Source organism: Xenorhabdus budapestensis (genome assembly GCF_017743015.1).
In the GTDB taxonomy this organism is placed as follows: Bacteria; Pseudomonadota; Gammaproteobacteria; order Enterobacterales; family Enterobacteriaceae; genus Xenorhabdus; species Xenorhabdus budapestensis.
Genome location: NZ_CP072455.1, coordinates 1,097,133 through 1,113,007 on the forward strand (window position 1 = coordinate 1,097,133; position 15,875 = coordinate 1,113,007).

Genomic DNA, 15,875 nt, shown 5'->3' on the forward strand with positions numbered 1-15,875 from the left:
GGAGTTTATCACGATATCTAATTATTGGGAGCATGACCTTGACACTTTGGTGTTTCAGACATCATAAGGTACTGAATCAATTAGCTAATCAGTACTTAAGTAATGGTAAATATGCTCATACAACTATTGCGGATTGGGTTAGCTATTCATACAGTTTACTGTCTGTTCTGCATGACACCTTAACAGATTCAACATGGGCACCAGAATTATTGGGTTTTTTTATCGAGTCTCATGCCACAAAAAATGGTGAATTGTGGGCAACCTATTGACGCATTTAAAGATATAGCACATCAATGTCCTGAATGTTCAGATCATGCCAGTTAGTTTTGGAATAAGTCAGTTTGGAATATGGGAGTTAATTAATTATGGCGACAGCACATATTATTTGGGACTGGAATGGCACATTACTGAATGATGTCAGTGTTTCAGTGAAAGCAACAAATTTAGCACTTGCAGAGATTGGTATTGAGCCGCTGACTTTGGAACAATATCGTGAATATTATTGTGTTCCGGTGCAGGTTTTCTATAAGCAAGTAATTGGGCGTGAACCATCATCTTCTGAATGGTCAATAATAGGAAAAACGTTTAATGCCCATTATCGTCCTGGTATTCAAAAAGCAGATTTAGCAGAAGGGGTAAGTGAGTTATTGGCTATCCGTTATCAATCCGGTGCAACACAATCATTATGCTCACTCATGCAGCATGAAGAATTAGTGCCTATGATTGATAACCACGGTATTGCAAAATTCTTTACCCATATAGATGGCAGAAATACACCGTTATTGACAACCGGAAAATCGGAACAATTAGCGAACCATATTAAAAAACTCCATATCTCTCCTGAAAAAAGCGTGGTAATCGGTGATGCAACTGATGATGCTATTGCAGCATTAGCAGCGGGTACTCATGCCATTCTTTATACAGGTGGAACTCATAGCCGTGTAAGCCTTGAAACAGTAGGTGTTCCTGTTGTTGATACCTTAAGTAAGGCTTTATCAATGGCAGATTATTTAGTGAGTGAATTATTTAGTGAGTAAATAACAAAAAACACTTCACCAAAATAAATCTTGCATTCACATAATAAGTGCAACATCGTTACAAACGAAGTAAATGAGTGGGTATTCCTTTAAATAACTCATTTGGTGTTTTGTAATCTCGTGTTTTACGAGGGCGATTATTTAATCGGTTTGCCACAAGGTTAACCTCTCGCTCTGATACCTTATTAAAATCGGTTCCTTTGGGAAAGTAATTTCTGATTAATCCATTCGTATTCTCATTTATCCCTCTTTCCCAAGGGGAATACGGGTGAGCAAAATAAATTTTTGTCTCTAAATTTTTACTGATAAATTCGTGTTCGGCAAATTCGAGGCCGTTATCAAAAGTAATTGTTTTAACTTTATGTTTTATCAATGATAAGTATCTTGTTACCGCTTTTGCGACACCTTCTGCTGTTTTATCTTCAAGTTTAATGATGATAGTAAATAACGATTTTCGTTCAACTAAGGTCAATAATGCACTTTTATGATCTTTGCCAACGAGAGTATCTCCTTCCCAATCACCAATACGCTGCTTTTTATCAACCCATTTTGGGCGCTTTTCAATGCTGACTCTGTTTTTGATTTTTCCTCTTCGTTCATAACTTCCATAGCGTTTACGATACGGTTTTTTAGCAATCCTGAAATGCTGCCATAAATCACCACCATTAAGCTTATCCTTATAAATCAATCTATAAACTGTTTCATGATGCAAAGATATTATATTTTCCCTTTTGAGATAACCGACTGTTTGTTCAGGGCTTAAATCTTGCCAAATTAGCTGTTTAATCAACTTTGTGATCTCTGGTGTAACTTTGACTGCTTTTACAGCAGCATAGCGGCGCTCTGAGGCTTTAAGCTGAGCCTGTTTAGGACAGTATTTCTGTGCTTCCCGGTTTCGTCTCAATTCCCGGCTAATCGTTGATGGGGCTCGATTGAGCGACGTGGCAATAAAGCGTTGTGTAAAACCGGCTTCTTTTAAACTGAAAATCTGATATCTTTCTATTTCGGTCAGTTGTGTATAGGCCATAGTGCATTTTCCTTTGGCGAGAAAGATGCCTACTATAGCAACTGACCGCCTTTCTCAGAAATTGCACTTATTAGTCGAATCCAAGATCCTTTTAAAAGGCATATTCTTATTATGACTTTAAAAGGAGGGGGTTATATTGTGAAATACATGGGTGTTTAATATGATAATTAAATCACTCAAGTAATTATTTAAAAATAAAATATCATTTTAAATGAATTCGTAATTAGAAGAGATTTATCTATGCTAATATCCGTAGTTGGACTTCAATTTGGAGATGAAGGAAAGGGTAAATTTGTTGACTATTTATCTGGTAATGTAAATAACATTGCTCGATTTAATGGAGGGGCAAATGCAGGTCATTGTGTGCAACATGGCAATGTAAGAGGCTCATTCTCACAATTACCTGCATCACTTAGTAAAAATAATCTTTATATCTGTCAGGGAGCCTTGATTAGTCTTCCTGTACTTGTTAAAGAGATTGATTTTATAAAAAGAGAAAATATTCACTCTACTATTTCTATTGATCCACGTTGCCATATTGTATTACCATTACATGCTGAGCTAAATAAAGCATCGGAGAAATATAAAGGTAAAAATAAGATAGGATCGGTAGGAGTGGGTGTAGGTGCTTGTGTTGAAGATAAATCTAACCGGCATGGCATCAGGCTTATTGATACTCTGGATAAAGAAAATCTGAGGAGTAAATTAGAATTTCTTTGGAATATTAGAGAAAAACAAATTAACCATGTTTTTAATGAAAGTGCTGCATTAGATTTTGAAGAAATGCTGGAACTGATTCATCAATATGGAAAAGAAATCGAGCCTTATTTCACATTTACTAATGAAGCAATCGGTGACTTACTCAATATTGGAGAAGATGTTTTACTTGAAACCTCACAAGCAACTTTCTTAGATAACAGCTTTGGTACTTATCCTTATACCGTAGCGTATCAAACATTAGTTCAAACCTGTTTTGCTATGATAGGCATACCAGCGCAGAAAATGCACATTGTTGGTGTAATGAAAGCCTATATGATCCATGTAGGCAACGGCCCATTCCCGACTGAACTGCTGACAGAACAGTCTGATTACATTCGTGAGCGTGGAAATGAATATGGTACTGTTTCCAAAAGGCCGAGGTGGTGTGGTTGGTTGGATTTGTGTTTAATTAAACATGCAGTAAAACTTAACGGGGTAACAGAACTGGCAATAACCAATGTTGATGTTTTAGCTGGTTTGCATGAAATAAAAGTTGCTATTGCATATGAAATTGGGGGTAAACCTGTTTGTTGTGATGAAGCATTATTACAGCTCGATAAAGTGAAACCGATTTATAAGACATTTAAATGTTGGGGAGAACTTAACTCATCATATACACACTTAACAGAGCTGCCTGCTGAATTGATTGATTTTCTCACATTTATCCGGAATTATGCTGGTGTTCCGATTAAATATATTTCACATGGGCCAGACAGAGATCAAACTTTAATAGTTCAGTAATGAAATGAGGAAGATAATGATTCATTATGTAACCGGATTTATGTTTTCTAAAGATAAGAAACACGTTGCCCTTATCTCAAAGTTACAACCCAGTTGGCAAGCAGGGAAACTTAATGGAATTGGTGGGAAAGTAGAAACAGGCGAAACTCCTCAACAGGCGATGGCAAGAGAATTTGCTGAAGAAGCAGGAATTGAGACAAACCCTGATGAGTGGAAGTTATTTACTATTTTAACTCGTCCTGATGTTTATCAGGTTAATTTTCTCTATACGCATGATGACAGAATTTATTCTGCCAAATCTATTGAAAAAGAAGTTGTTGATATATATGAAACAGATGCATTACCGGGTAGTGTTATCTACAATTTACGTTGGTTAATCCCGCTGGCGCTTGATGAACATTTACGGTTTGACAAGCAAATAGAAATTAGAGAAATCAGGGAAGGTTTCTAATCTATTTTGGGTTACGGTGGGCCTTGTGGCCCGCTCTTTTAATGAACCTAATGCCACCTGACCTTTTTATTATGAATTTCATCTTGTATCGCCATATCTGCTAATTTCCTCTGATACTTATTTTCTCTGAAAGTGACGTTGTTCTAGACCCTGTTTCTAAATTTGTGTAATTGCCTGTTTTTGGTATGTTTAATTTATCAACTAAAACAGGTGACAAGATGGACGAGAAACAGTTACACGCCTTGGCTACTGAGCTGACTAAAAACCTCAAAACCCCGGAAGATTTAAGCCAGCTCTCCCGTTTCCTCAAAAAACTGACCGTTGAAACCGCGCTTAACGCTGAGTTGGTCGCTCATCTGGGCCATGAAAAGCACCCGCCAAAATTGGGCTCCAATACCCGTAATGGCTATTCCTCTAAAACGTTGCTGACTGAAGAAGGTGAGCTACCTCTGCAAATTCCCCGTGATCGTGAAAGCATCTTTGAACCTCAAATTGTCAGAAAAAATCAAACGCGGATTACCGGTATGGACAGCCAGATACTGGCCTTGTACGCCAGAGGGATGACCACCCGAGATATCGCGGGTGCTTTCAAAGAACTCTATGATGCAGATGTTTCACCGTCACTGATAGCCAAGGTCACTGATGCAGTCAAAGAGCAGGTCATTGAGTGGCAGAATCGCCCCTTAGATAGCCTGTATCCGATTGTTTATCTGGACTGCTTGGTGGTCAAAGTACGTCAGGATAACCGAATTATCAATAAATCGGTCTTCATCGCGTTAGGCATTAATACCGAAGGTCACAAGGAATTGCTGGGCTTATGGCTGGCCGAGAATGAAGGAGCGAAGTTCTGGCTTGGCGTGCTGACAAACCTTCACAACCGGGGACTGAAAGATATTTTTATCGCGTGTGTGGATGGACTGAAAGGGTTTCCTGAGGCGGTTAATACGGTTTATCCGCAAACTCGGGTTCAGTTGTGTATTGTCCCTATGATACGCAATAACCTGCGCTATGTATCCTGGAAAGACGCCAAAGCGGTCGTCAAAGATCTCAAATAGATTTATCAGGCCCCGACAGAAGAAATGGCTCTGCAAGCCTTGGAAGCCTTTGCTGAACAGTGGGACGAGCGCTATCCCCAAATCAGCCGTAGCTGGCGAGAAAACTGGGGCAATCTGTCCACGTTCTTTGCCTATCCGGCTGAAATCCGGAAAGTGATTTATACGACGAATACCATCTAATCGCTAAACAGTGTCATTCGGCATGCCATCAAAAAACGTAAAATATTTCCCTCGGATGATTCAGTGAAAAAAGTGATTTGGCTGGCGATTCAGGCGGCCTCTAAAAAATTGTTGTGGCGGATCTATGAGGAAAGACCAATTCTCTATGCCTGCTGATAGGCTTCATGATTTCAAGAATGTCTAAAGCCAGTTGGCATAAAGGTATTGTGTGAGGGCGATCCATCTTCATCGTTTCCGCAGGCACATTCCAGAGCCTGTTATCCAAGTCTATTTCAGACCAACGGGCTTTTACCGCTTCCCTAGGGCGCATAGCGGTTAATAGCTGCCACTCAATAACTAAGCGGGTCTGCCGTTCTACTCTTGCAACGGAGAGGGCTTGTATTAATCCGTGGAGTTCTTCGGGTCGAATGGTAGGGTTATGTTTTTTCTTTGGCTTAGGAAATGCCTTGCTCGCGGTAGTAAAGGGGTTGGCATCAATAACGCTTAAATTCATGGCGTAGTCGATGATCTCTACTGTTCTTTGAGTAAGACGTTTAATCGTTTCCAGATTACCCCGTGCTTCAATAGGATTGAGTACTTCCACCAGCATGGGGGCTTTCAGATTTGTTATTGGTGTTGCGCCGAGTTTGGGGAAAATATCCTTTTCCAGTGAGCGCCAGATATCTTTAGCATAATCCTCACTGACAGTGGTTTTCTTCACATTCCACCAACGTTCGGCTACGAGTTTGAAAATATTAGTTTTTGCTTCAAGAGTGCTTCGTAGTTGCTCTTGCTGATGCTCCTGCGGATCGATTTGCTTCGCCAGAAGGGCACGTGACTCGGCCCGATAATTCCGGACATCAGCAAGAGTGACCGAGGGGTAAGAACCAATACTTTTTTTCGCACGCTTTTTAGTGACAGGGAGAATGTAGCGAAACTGCCAAATTTTACTCCCGCTGGATTTGATTAGTAGCTCAAGGCCGTCGCCATCATAGAGAACGTAGTCCGCTTCCTTGGGTTTGGCGGACTCGATTTCCTTAACGGAAAGAGGTTTTGTTTGTCTTGCCATTGCCGGGTTTCCATAGTCTTAGGCACTTCCAAAACAATAATGTTTTAGGAGGTGCCTAACAAGGTGCCTAAAAGGTTTGGATTTAATTAGGAGAGCTCAGACTTCGCAGGACAAATTGAAGATACAAAAAAGCCCGCAGGGCTTGCGCCATGCGGGCTCTTAGGACTTCATCGGATGACTCTGGTAATCACCGATGGAGAATTTTGGTGGAGCTGGAGGGAGTTGAACCCGCGATATTGATATTTTAACTATTTGTTTTTAATATATATTTGTTTTTATTTTGGTGATTGCGTGCATTTTAAGTGCATTTTGAAGTCTTTGTACTGTCATGCTGAATTCAGTTTAAATTTTGGGAACTGAATTGGCGTTCGGTATTTCCGTTATAGGCTTCTAAATATGAACCGTAATGCCGGAATAACATCTCAGGCCCCTTATGCCCCATTTGCGCAGCCAGCCAAAACAAATTCACTCCTTGACTAATGTGTTTGGTAGCGAATGTATGTCTTGTCTGATACGGATTACGGTAACGTATACCAGCCTTTGTCAGTGTTGGTACCCAGGCTTTTTTACGAATGGCATCAGCGCCAGCCCACGGCTCACCCGTTTTGGGATCTTCAAATACTTCTCTACCCTTAAGAAAAGTGAAAGTCTTTTGGTTGGATAAGGCAATCATGGCTTGATCGTTCAGTTCAACTTTACGTTTTCCTGCTTTGGTTTTTGTTCCTTTGATGACCCCGGTAATTGTCAACATAGTTGGCACCATTAATGAATTTAAGCAGCCCGTTTTTCTCGCTCGGGATTCAACGTCACTGTTTCTACCCACTGCCAGTTTCTTGTGCTGCGCGACCAGCGTTCCGGGTGTGTGAGCTTAGCTTGACGATAAACGGCATCCCGCTGTTTTAAAATCACTTTGTCTTCACCTCTGTGCCGTTGACCCGGTGTCACATAATTTATCCCGCTATGATGGTGCTCTTTGTTATACCAGTCGGTAAAATATCCCCCCAGACACGCGCTTGTGTCAAAGCATTGAAGCCGCTCTCCGGCCACGCCGGCACATATTTCAGCGTCCGGAACAGCGATTCTGCATAGGCATTATCATTACTGACCCGTGGGCGGCTGTGTGATGGCGTAATAGCCAGTTCCTGAAGTTTGACCTGCAGTGTTTGTGATTTCATCACGGCACCATTGTCAGCATGCAGTATCAGTGGTTCACGCCAGCATTTCTCCTGCACAGACTGTGCGCTGCACCAGCTCCGCCGCTAACTCACCACTCTCGGCTTCATGGACTTCATAACCGACAATTTTCCGGCTGAAAATATCGAGTATCTTATACAGATAAAACCAGCGGCCTTTTACCGTTGACGGGATCCAGGTAATATCCCACGCCCAGAGCTGATTTGGCGTGGTCGGTTTCCCTCTTTTGTGTGCCGTGCGCTTCCGCCCACGCTGGTGAACCTCACTATGACGTCGTAATACTCGATAAAAAGTGGATTCACTCGCCAGATAGATGCCGTTATCGGCTAATCGTGGCACGATTTGGGACGGCGGTAAGTTGGCATATTCCGGCTGGTGACAAACAGCCAATATCTGTTGCTCTTCTTCTGGGGTTAATCGGTTTGCCGACTTAGGCCGGACAGCCAACGGCCGCCTTGCTCACCGCATCCCTAATCACCTGGCGATCCGCAACACCGGTCAGTCTTCCTCGTTGTCCGTCCAGAAGTGTGCCTGCAACGTCTTTCGCAAAACCCGTATCGCTGCCGCCTCCGCTAGGGCTTTTTCCTTACGGGCCAGTTCACGTTTCAGTTGTTTTCTTTCTGGCTCTGTTTTAATGCCGCCTTATCGTCACGGGCAGGCACTTGTAAGAACGCCTGTTTCCACTGCTGAATTTGCTCAGGATAAAGCCCTTTTTTACGGCAATATTCGGCTAATTCAGTGGCACTGAGTGTGGCAGTTTCAATAATGACCGCCAGCCGGGCTTCTGCGGGCCATTGTTCTGGAGTTTTGTCTGCGCCGGGCACGGGTTTTCCTTCTGCTTTTGCCTGATTACGCCAATTATACAGGGTGGCTTCCGATATGCCTTTCATCTGTGCAACTGCGGCGACAGTCATGTTGTACGGCGGTAACAATTTAGCCAGCGCGGCAGATTTACGCTCGGGTGAAATACGTGTCATTTTTTTCTCTATCAGCGTTGTTAATGGGGTGACAACTATGCTGACAGAAAGGGGCACCACAAAAGCAGCAGCTCCAAGTCTCCAGATGATAACAGTTAATTAACATTAAATTAACGAATGCACTTTTTGTTGCGGCCCTATAAATTAGCTCTCACCCCATGTCACAGATTAAGCCATTTCTGATAAGCATATTAGCGGGGGTGATTTAGTGTGCCATTATTTACTATATAATTGTCTATACGAAAGAGTAATGCAGTATCAATCCCATCCCTCTTAATAGTACTTGAGCAGCACCAATAATCATATTATTATCAAATGGATAAATCGTTTTTACCCACCTATGGGCAGCAGCAGGAATTGGAACTTTTCCCTGTAAAAGAAATAGAAGTCGATGGTATCCAAATGGGGGTTTTAAATAACGGAACTCCTTACCTAACTGTGCGAGAATTGTCTAGATTGTGTGGAGTTGATTCAGGTGTTTTAGTAAGACTTACCACTAATTGGTTGGAAGAAAGAAATAAACCTCGTGGTAAAAAAATTGACTCCATATTCCAGTCCAAAGGATTAAGCTTTACCAAGCTATACACTACGATCACGAATCAAAGAATTGAAACTCATGCTTATCCTGACAATGTATGCATGGCAATACTTGAATATTATGCCTTTGAAGCACATAAAACTGGCTCATTCGATAACACAAAAGCCCTTAATAATTATCGTGCTTTAGCGGAGCATATTCTTCGTAGATTTATTTATTTAAGTGTTGGGATTAACCCTGAAAACCCCCAACGGGGGGCTTGGCAGTGTTTCCATGAGCGGCTTCAATTAAATTCACAAATGCCATTTGGTTATTTTTCTGTATTCAGTGAAATGGCCGATTTGACTCTGAGAATGATTAATACAGGGTTTAATTTTGGCCCCGCATCAATCCCTGATATCAGCGTCGGTGTAACTTGGGGGGAAACATTGGATCAGCAATAATCTTGATGACAAATATGGAAAAAGAACAAGGCACCCCCACGTTTATCCAGAATGGTTTCCTCAGCATAAAGCAGGCCTATAGATGCTTGGGTTTATCCCGATGATGCTCTGGGTGAATTTCGCAGATGGATATAAAAATCCTATCTTCCAACTAAATTTCCAGCATATATAGAAAGTAAAGTTAGAGAGGGTACTATACCTGTAGTTAATGTGGCTAAGCTATTAACTCGGGTCAAAAAAACAGAATTACCAAATAAGCACTAACCATTTTACAGCCCTCCCTCACGAGGGCTTTTACTTATCACACCAACCATCAGTCCATCAGTCCATCACCCCATCCTCACTTCGGCGGTTCCGGCCATGCGATATCGGGGGCGGTTGAGCAATCTATACATATTCTCAGTATCCTATTGCAATCCAAAAAACATACACAGAAGCGTCAGAGCCTTTTTCCAGATCCATTGTTACCCATGCCCCTCTTTATTTGGATCACCAAAATAAGCGGACATATTGCCACCTATACGATTATTCGCGACCGGTGTTGCCAAGCCGCCGAAACATTCCGTTGGAAACTTTATCGGAAATTGAACCCATTCGCGCACCTCATATATAGTAGAATCATATTAATATGGCATAATATCTGGATTCAAATAGCAAGGGATAAAGTAAGATGGGCTAATGAAATGGACACCTCCCCAAATCGGCTTCAGTGAGCCATGCTGAATACATCAGCAAAATACGAAGAGGTGTCCCATGGAACAAATTATCGGAATTGACCTGGCAAAGCGAGTTTTTCAGTTAAATATCGTGTCTTCCTCCGGGAAACCCATTCAGAACAAAATGGTATCTCGTGAAAAACTGACGGCTTTCATTGCCCAACAGCCCCCATCAAGGATAGTGATGGAAGCCTCTGGCAGTGCCAATTATTGGAGCCGACAATTCAGACAGTTTGGCCATGAAGTTAAACAAATTAGCCCTCAATACGTCGCACCTTTCAGAATGGGCAGTAAGAATGATAAAAATGACGCGATTGCTATTGTGGAGGCTGACAGCCGGCCGGGTATGCGGTATGTGCCGGAAAAAACGATAGAACAACAAGATATTCAATGCTTGCATAGGGTTCGTCAGCGTCTAATGAAAAACCGAACTGCGCTGATTAACCAGATACGCGGATTAGGGCTGGAATATGGCATTGCCCTGCCTGAAAGTGCTCACAAGGTAGAACAATGTTTACCTGAACATCTGGAAAATGCTGAAAATGAATTGACCGTATTGAGCCGTCAGTTGTTTCAGGAATTGTTGTTTGAGCTGAAAGGCCTTCAGCAACGTCTGAACGAACTGGATAAGCGTCTTGCCCATCTGAATACCCAGCATGAAGATACCCGCAGACTGTTAACATTACCGGGCGTTGGGCCATTGGGGGCTTCAGCCCTGATGATAACACTGGGTGACGGTAAGGATTTTAAAAATGGCCGCCACTTTGCCAGCTACTTGGGGCTGGTTCCCAAAGAACATAGCAGTGGGGGAAAAGTCAGGCAACTCGGTATCAGTAAACGGGGAGATGCCTACTTGCGAGGAATACTGATACATGGAGCCCGTTCTATTGTGTATCGAGTCAGCAAGCGGCCCGATGAACAATGCGATGAATTACAGCGCTGGATAAAAGGGCTCATAGAGCGTAATGGAGTGAATAAAGCGGTGGTTGCATTAGCGAATAAAAATGCCCGGGTTGCTTGGGCATTAGTTAATCAGCAGTCTGTTTATATTCCTCGATGAAAAGTGAATAGTGTGATCGAAAAAGTCTATAAGTTGATGTCACTGACAGGTAGTACCGACTCTCTGTGAACCTGATAAACTGTTTGGTCTGCCACGACTGTTGGGCTAATGAGGGCAGAGAGTGCGGATTTTCATCAGGGCTCCTGGAAGCCGAATATATGCTTGCGACTACTTTTGTCAGAAAATTGATTTACTTGCTTGAATTAAATCGGTGTCCATATATACAGTTTGGATTTTCGAAAGAGAGTACTGGCGTACAAAGACAAGCATTCGTTGACTTTCGAACAAACGAGGGCCCATTTTGACATTTCTATGCGTACCTTATTTCGCTGGAGTCATAAAATAGCGCCTGGTATGACTCGTGATAAACCGCCCACAAAGATCAGTGATGAGGCACTTATCGCGGATGTTCAACATTTCCCTGATGACTATCAATGGGAAAGAGCAAAACGCTTAGGTGTCTCACAGTCTGCTATTCATGACGCGTTGAAACGGCTTAAGATCACCTTCAAAAAAAACACTCAACCATCCCAAAGATGACCCTCGGGTTCGTGAGGCATTTATTGAGCGTATCAACGGCTATGAGCAGGCGGGCAAACAGATTGTTTATCTGGATGAAAGTGGTTTTGCCCCGTCTGCACGGGTATTCAAAGAAAGGGTTACGGTGTTTCGGAACACACGATTGGCACGCGAAAGGCCGTCTTAATGTCATTGGCGCGATCATAAAAAATATATATGAGCACGACGCTGCACGATAGCATGCAAAACGGTTTTTTGTTTTGTATGCCATCGTCAGCAGACAAGCCGCATAGCGGCGCGCCAGTGATTGTTATCCGTCTTTGAGGCTTCTTTTTGTCAGTTTAGATGCTGAACACAATATGGAGTATGTGATAGTTATTCCAGTCCCAGACGATCCCTCATTTCCTTAATCAACGAAGTATCATCAAGCTCAGCACTTATTTCATGACGAATAGCATGACTTAACTTCTCGCTACGCTGGCAGCTATAGTGGTAGCCATGAGATAGCCAATTCCAGCTACCTAGAACTATATAGCGACCATCAATCATGACTACTTTTTCATGGGTACCTTCTATCAGGCGTATAACATTTTCTTTTCCAAGCTTGTCACGATACTCGGCAACCAAAGACGCATCATTATCATCAGCTTGCTCGAAACGTTGATGGTAATAACCATAATAAACTTTTACTTTAACACCACGTTGCTGTGTTGCCACAAGCTGTGCCAATTCAGGTCTCTGATATTCTTTACCGCTTCGTCTTATCCACGGTGTGATCACAATCATTTCCTTTTCACTCCGTGAAGCCAGCGCACTGAATGCAGCAATATGTTCACAATCGCGATAATAACGCTGTAGACATGGTGTTTTGCTCACGCTTGTAAATTGAGGAGGCTGGCTCCCTTGCTCTAGAAGGAAATCTTCCGCAACGCTATCGGCAAGCACCTTGAGATATCCACCCGCTTTCCGCAGACGGTGATAGTTGCCTACAACGATAAATTGTTGTTTGGCACGTGAGACTGCCACGTTGAGCATATTGGGGGCATCATTTTGAAAACTCGCGGTGTCAAGAGGATGAAAAATCACCGGACTGTAAATAATAACCTCAAATCCGACACCCTGGAACTGATGCACAGTACCGATACAGTTCTTCTGTTCGTGATTCATACGCTGAGCGAGGCGCTTAATCAACAATGTCTTTTGGTTGGTATAAGGAGTGACAATACCTATATCCGCAGTCAGATCATAACCCGCCTCTTCCAGCTTATCCAATAACTCTTCAATAGCGTTAACTTCATCAATGTTAGTATTAACGAGATCTCCTTTCTGGCCTTCTATGCTATAGAACATCAAATGGTGACCGCCTGATTTTTCAAAGGCACTATTGATACGTTCTGTGGGGAGGGCAGTTTCCACCGTGACACCACGGTAACCCGCCAGCCGGATAAAGAGGTCGGCAATAGGCTTCTGGCATCGACGATGCTCATCAAGGATAATACCGCGGCCAATATCTTCCACCCGACCTGAAAGAGAGCCAGCAGCTCGATGCCAGCCTGTGACGGTTGCAGGCGAAACCTGCTCATACAGCGTGTTATTCTCTGTAAAGTGACGTTCACGCAGTTGTGTCTTCAAACTTTCAGAGAGATTACGAATCGGTTCAATCTGCAACGGATCGCCGACGATCATTGCTTTCTCACTGCGGCTTAGTAGTGGCACCAGCGATTCAACTGAAACCATGCCTGCTTCATCGCAAAGTGCCAAATGCCAAGGTTTATGGCCCTTTAAGTTGTCAAGCTTACGATATCCAGCCATCTTCCAAGCGGATGTCAGTGTCGTCGCCATGACCGGATATACTAGCGACAATGCACAGTAGAATTCATCCAACTTATCCAACCAGTGATAAAAGCCTGGGTGGGTGTATCTACTGATCATAGCCTGCCAGAGTGTTAGCACCTCTTCCAGCTCGGTTTTTCGCTTCAATTGTTCCTGCCAAAGATAGCCAATAGCCGCTTCAAACATTTCCCGATGCTGACGGATAAAGCGCTTGCGCAGGATGTCATTCCAGTTACCTTCAGGATAATGCTGCTGATACTGAGTCATCATTTGTTGCGCACATACGACTTTATTCCATTGAGTCTGGAGATCTGCCACTTCGACACTCAGGCTTAGCAAATCCTCTTCTTGCTGCACATCTGGCTCAGGTTGCAGGAGCAGTTTCAAAAGCTGGAGATTTTCCATCTGTTGAGACAGAGATTCGCTCGCATCTGCCAATGCGGCTAACTGTTGGTGGGAAAGCTCAGTAAGATTGAAATATTGAAAATCCTCCGGCGCAGCAGTGTACATTTGTTGTAATCGTGACCGATATTTTCCTTTAAACAGACGAGCCAAATGCCGCCAGATACCTCTGCGTGGATAGTCACGGTAATGTAGCTCAAGCGCTGGGCGTAGTGGTGAGTCCATCCAGCGGAGAATTTGTTTTACATTATAGGGTTGAGGCCAAGTCGCTTGTAGGATTTGATAAATTTTTCCTGCCTGCTGATACAATGTCTTTTTCTGTCGTAATACCTGAAGACGTTGAACCAGCTGACAGGAAAAATCGTTAAGATCATCAGGGTGACTAAACGAAACATCAATGCCCTGATGTTGTGCATGGGCAGCAAATGCAGTGAGTTTTTCCGAGAAACGTAGAGGAAGCTCCTGTACGTTTGTTGTATTCAGCTTACAGTCGATAACAGATTGTAGAGCGGCGGCTTTATCGTTCAAGTATTCTCGATAGCAGATATTCAGCTCATCGCAATGTCGATGCAAAATAGCTAAATAGTCACGCTGAATGTGTTCCTCGTAACGTTCCTGCCGCCAGCGGCTAATAAGTTTCTCTAACCGAGCAAGCTCATTTTGTATCTGCTCCTTAGAGCCACCGTGAAACCAGAGCCAGTCAAGCTGTTGAGTCAGCGGGTCACTGCGAAGATCATCAATAATATTTTCTACCGCTTTTATTGCGATAGATGTCACCAGCATACCTAAATTGCGGTCATTTCCATCAGCAATGAGTAATGCTCGGGCTACCAGTTGCTGGGCAATCAGCGATTTAAACAGCGTGGTTTTGCCTGTTCCAGGGGCACCCTGTACGGCAATCAGGCGCTCATCTTGATTAATCGCTTGTATCGCTGCCATCTGCCCATGTCCAAGCGGATAGTGTGTTTCAAACAATCCTCCGGTTACTCGCTCATATATCTCTGGAGGTTCATCCTCACTGTGAGCATGATTGAGGTACTGTTCCAGCAGAGGAAACTCATCTTTGGCATTATCACATAACCAACTGAAATCTTCTGTATCACGTTTCAGGTTGTAATCTTCATTATGTAGCGGAGCAATGAGGGCGTTGAATGCGGTTTCTAGTCCTCTATTTTTACCGTTAGACTGCGTGGTGACCCAGCACTGAAGCGCCTCAAACGCCTCAAGGAAAGTGTTATATTTGCAACCAGTCAGAGCACTGACCATACTCATCATATGGCGATTTTCACCCAACTCAGTCAGTTGAATGCCAAATGTGTCACGGAAAGCGGATGGTAACGCGCTTACCTGCTGTCCGTCTTTAACAGGTAGTAATAGATAATGGTTATTTTGTTCAAACAACGATTTTGGCAAAGGAAAAGAGAATAGTGGCAGATACTTAACGTTAGTTTTGCCACGCTCATACTCGATACAGCGCAACACTGGAAACAGTAGATTGACCGGCTCAATATGGGTAATCTCACCCTTGTTGCCATATTTAACAAAATGCCTGCGCCAGTTTTCATACATTTCAGGTGTTATATGGAGGAGCACACCGTTTGGAGTTTCCTCACAATTGTCTTTATTTAATACGAATTGGTGATCTTCATGCACTAAACTGGCGGATATTTTACTCTTCTCTGCGCCACTGCATTTTAGATAATCTTGCCATGCTGTAAGGATAACTTTCGAAGAATTTTTCATTATTCCGGATATGCCTTGTCAATCCATTTATCGTTAAATTTATGTAAATAGAATAACATAGAAGGGATAAGGCTGGTCTGTGATTCTTGTCAACTTAACCAAAGCGTATAGATGAAACGTTCAAATCAATCCGCAGCATGTCTATTCCTTCA

9 protein-coding genes and 4 pseudogenes are annotated in these 15,875 nt (G+C 42.9%); 8 read left to right on the forward strand and 5 right to left on the reverse strand.

From position 1 onward, the window contains the following. Positions 1–32: 32 nt before the first annotated feature. Both HGO23_RS04985 and HGO23_RS04990 read left to right on the forward strand, forming a co-directional pair. Positions 33–269: a hypothetical protein gene (locus HGO23_RS04985; RefSeq protein WP_209028175.1), complete on the forward strand. Its 237-nt coding sequence runs from the start codon at positions 33–35 to the stop codon at positions 267–269. Between the two features lie 96 nt (positions 270–365). Next, positions 366–1,037, forward strand: coding sequence for an HAD family hydrolase (locus tag HGO23_RS04990; protein ID WP_209028176.1), 672 nt, complete (start codon positions 366–368; stop codon positions 1,035–1,037). Between the two features lie 58 nt (positions 1,038–1,095). On the opposite strand, the gene HGO23_RS04995 is transcribed toward HGO23_RS04990, so the two are convergent. After that, positions 1,096–2,064 (reverse strand): IS30 family transposase, encoded by a 969-nt coding sequence (locus tag HGO23_RS04995; RefSeq protein ID WP_209027116.1) that lies wholly within the window; start codon positions 2,062–2,064, stop codon positions 1,096–1,098. A gap of 240 nt (positions 2,065–2,304) precedes the next feature. Between HGO23_RS04995 and HGO23_RS05000 the strand changes: the two genes are divergently transcribed. The 3 genes and pseudogenes from HGO23_RS05000 (at position 2,305) to HGO23_RS05010 (ending at position 5,406) form a co-directional block, all read left to right on the forward strand. Then, positions 2,305–3,564, forward strand: coding sequence for an adenylosuccinate synthetase (locus HGO23_RS05000; protein WP_209028177.1), 1,260 nt, complete (start codon positions 2,305–2,307; stop codon positions 3,562–3,564). Between the two features lie 16 nt (positions 3,565–3,580). Next, on the forward strand, positions 3,581–4,015 hold the full coding sequence (locus tag HGO23_RS05005) for an NUDIX domain-containing protein (RefSeq protein WP_209028178.1): 435 nt from the start codon (positions 3,581–3,583) through the stop codon (positions 4,013–4,015). 218 nt (positions 4,016–4,233) lie between these two features. Next, a pseudogene (locus tag HGO23_RS05010) lies at positions 4,234–5,406 on the forward strand (IS256 family transposase). Here HGO23_RS05010 and HGO23_RS05015 read toward each other — a convergent pair. The 3 pseudogenes from HGO23_RS05015 to HGO23_RS05025 all read right to left on the reverse strand — a co-directional run. Beyond that, a pseudogene (locus HGO23_RS05015) lies at positions 5,372–6,298 on the reverse strand (integrase domain-containing protein); the annotation flags it as partial. The pseudogenes HGO23_RS05010 and HGO23_RS05015 overlap by 35 nt on opposite strands. A 337-nt stretch (positions 6,299–6,635) precedes the next feature. Then, positions 6,636–7,043 (reverse strand): annotated as a pseudogene (locus HGO23_RS05020) (site-specific integrase); the annotation flags it as partial. Between the two features lie 26 nt (positions 7,044–7,069). Next, positions 7,070–8,469: pseudogene (locus HGO23_RS05025) on the reverse strand (IS3 family transposase). Between the two features lie 315 nt (positions 8,470–8,784). Here HGO23_RS05025 and HGO23_RS05030 point away from each other — a divergent pair. From HGO23_RS05030 to HGO23_RS05040, 3 genes are all read left to right on the forward strand, one after another. Beyond that, on the forward strand, positions 8,785–9,450 hold the full coding sequence (locus tag HGO23_RS05030) for a BstA C-terminal domain-containing protein (RefSeq protein ID WP_244967893.1): 666 nt from the start codon (positions 8,785–8,787) through the stop codon (positions 9,448–9,450). 753 nt (positions 9,451–10,203) lie between these two features. After that, entirely contained in the window at positions 10,204–11,226 is a 1,023-nt protein-coding gene (locus tag HGO23_RS05035) for an IS110 family RNA-guided transposase (RefSeq protein ID WP_209028180.1), read from the forward strand. Positions 11,227–11,445: 219 nt separating this feature from the next. Further along, positions 11,446–11,766, forward strand: a complete 321-nt coding sequence (locus HGO23_RS05040) for an IS630 transposase-related protein (protein WP_209028709.1) — start codon at positions 11,446–11,448, stop codon at positions 11,764–11,766. Between the two features lie 354 nt (positions 11,767–12,120). Here HGO23_RS05040 and HGO23_RS05045 read toward each other — a convergent pair whose 3' ends face one another. Beyond that, positions 12,121–15,723, reverse strand: coding sequence for an AAA domain-containing protein (locus HGO23_RS05045; RefSeq protein ID WP_209028181.1), 3,603 nt, complete (start codon positions 15,721–15,723; stop codon positions 12,121–12,123). Between the last annotated feature and the right edge of the window lie 152 nt (positions 15,724–15,875).

Bases quoted from the DNA above. Each gene is read 5' to 3' on its own strand.
- HGO23_RS05035 (WP_209028180.1), top strand. From the start codon at position 10,204: ATGGAACAAATTATCGGAATTGACCTGGCAAAGCGAGTTTTTCAGTTA.
- HGO23_RS04985 (WP_209028175.1), top strand. From the start codon at position 33: ATGACCTTGACACTTTGGTGTTTCAGACATCATAAGGTACTGAATCAA.
- HGO23_RS05030 (WP_244967893.1), top strand. From the start codon at position 8,785: ATGGATAAATCGTTTTTACCCACCTATGGGCAGCAGCAGGAATTGGAA.
- HGO23_RS05045 (WP_209028181.1), bottom strand. From the start codon at position 15,723: ATGAAAAATTCTTCGAAAGTTATCCTTACAGCATGGCAAGATTATCTA.
- HGO23_RS05005 (WP_209028178.1), top strand. From the start codon at position 3,581: ATGATTCATTATGTAACCGGATTTATGTTTTCTAAAGATAAGAAACAC.
- HGO23_RS04990 (WP_209028176.1), top strand. From the start codon at position 366: ATGGCGACAGCACATATTATTTGGGACTGGAATGGCACATTACTGAAT.
- HGO23_RS05000 (WP_209028177.1), top strand. From the start codon at position 2,305: ATGCTAATATCCGTAGTTGGACTTCAATTTGGAGATGAAGGAAAGGGT.
- HGO23_RS04995 (WP_209027116.1), bottom strand. From the start codon at position 2,064: ATGGCCTATACACAACTGACCGAAATAGAAAGATATCAGATTTTCAGT.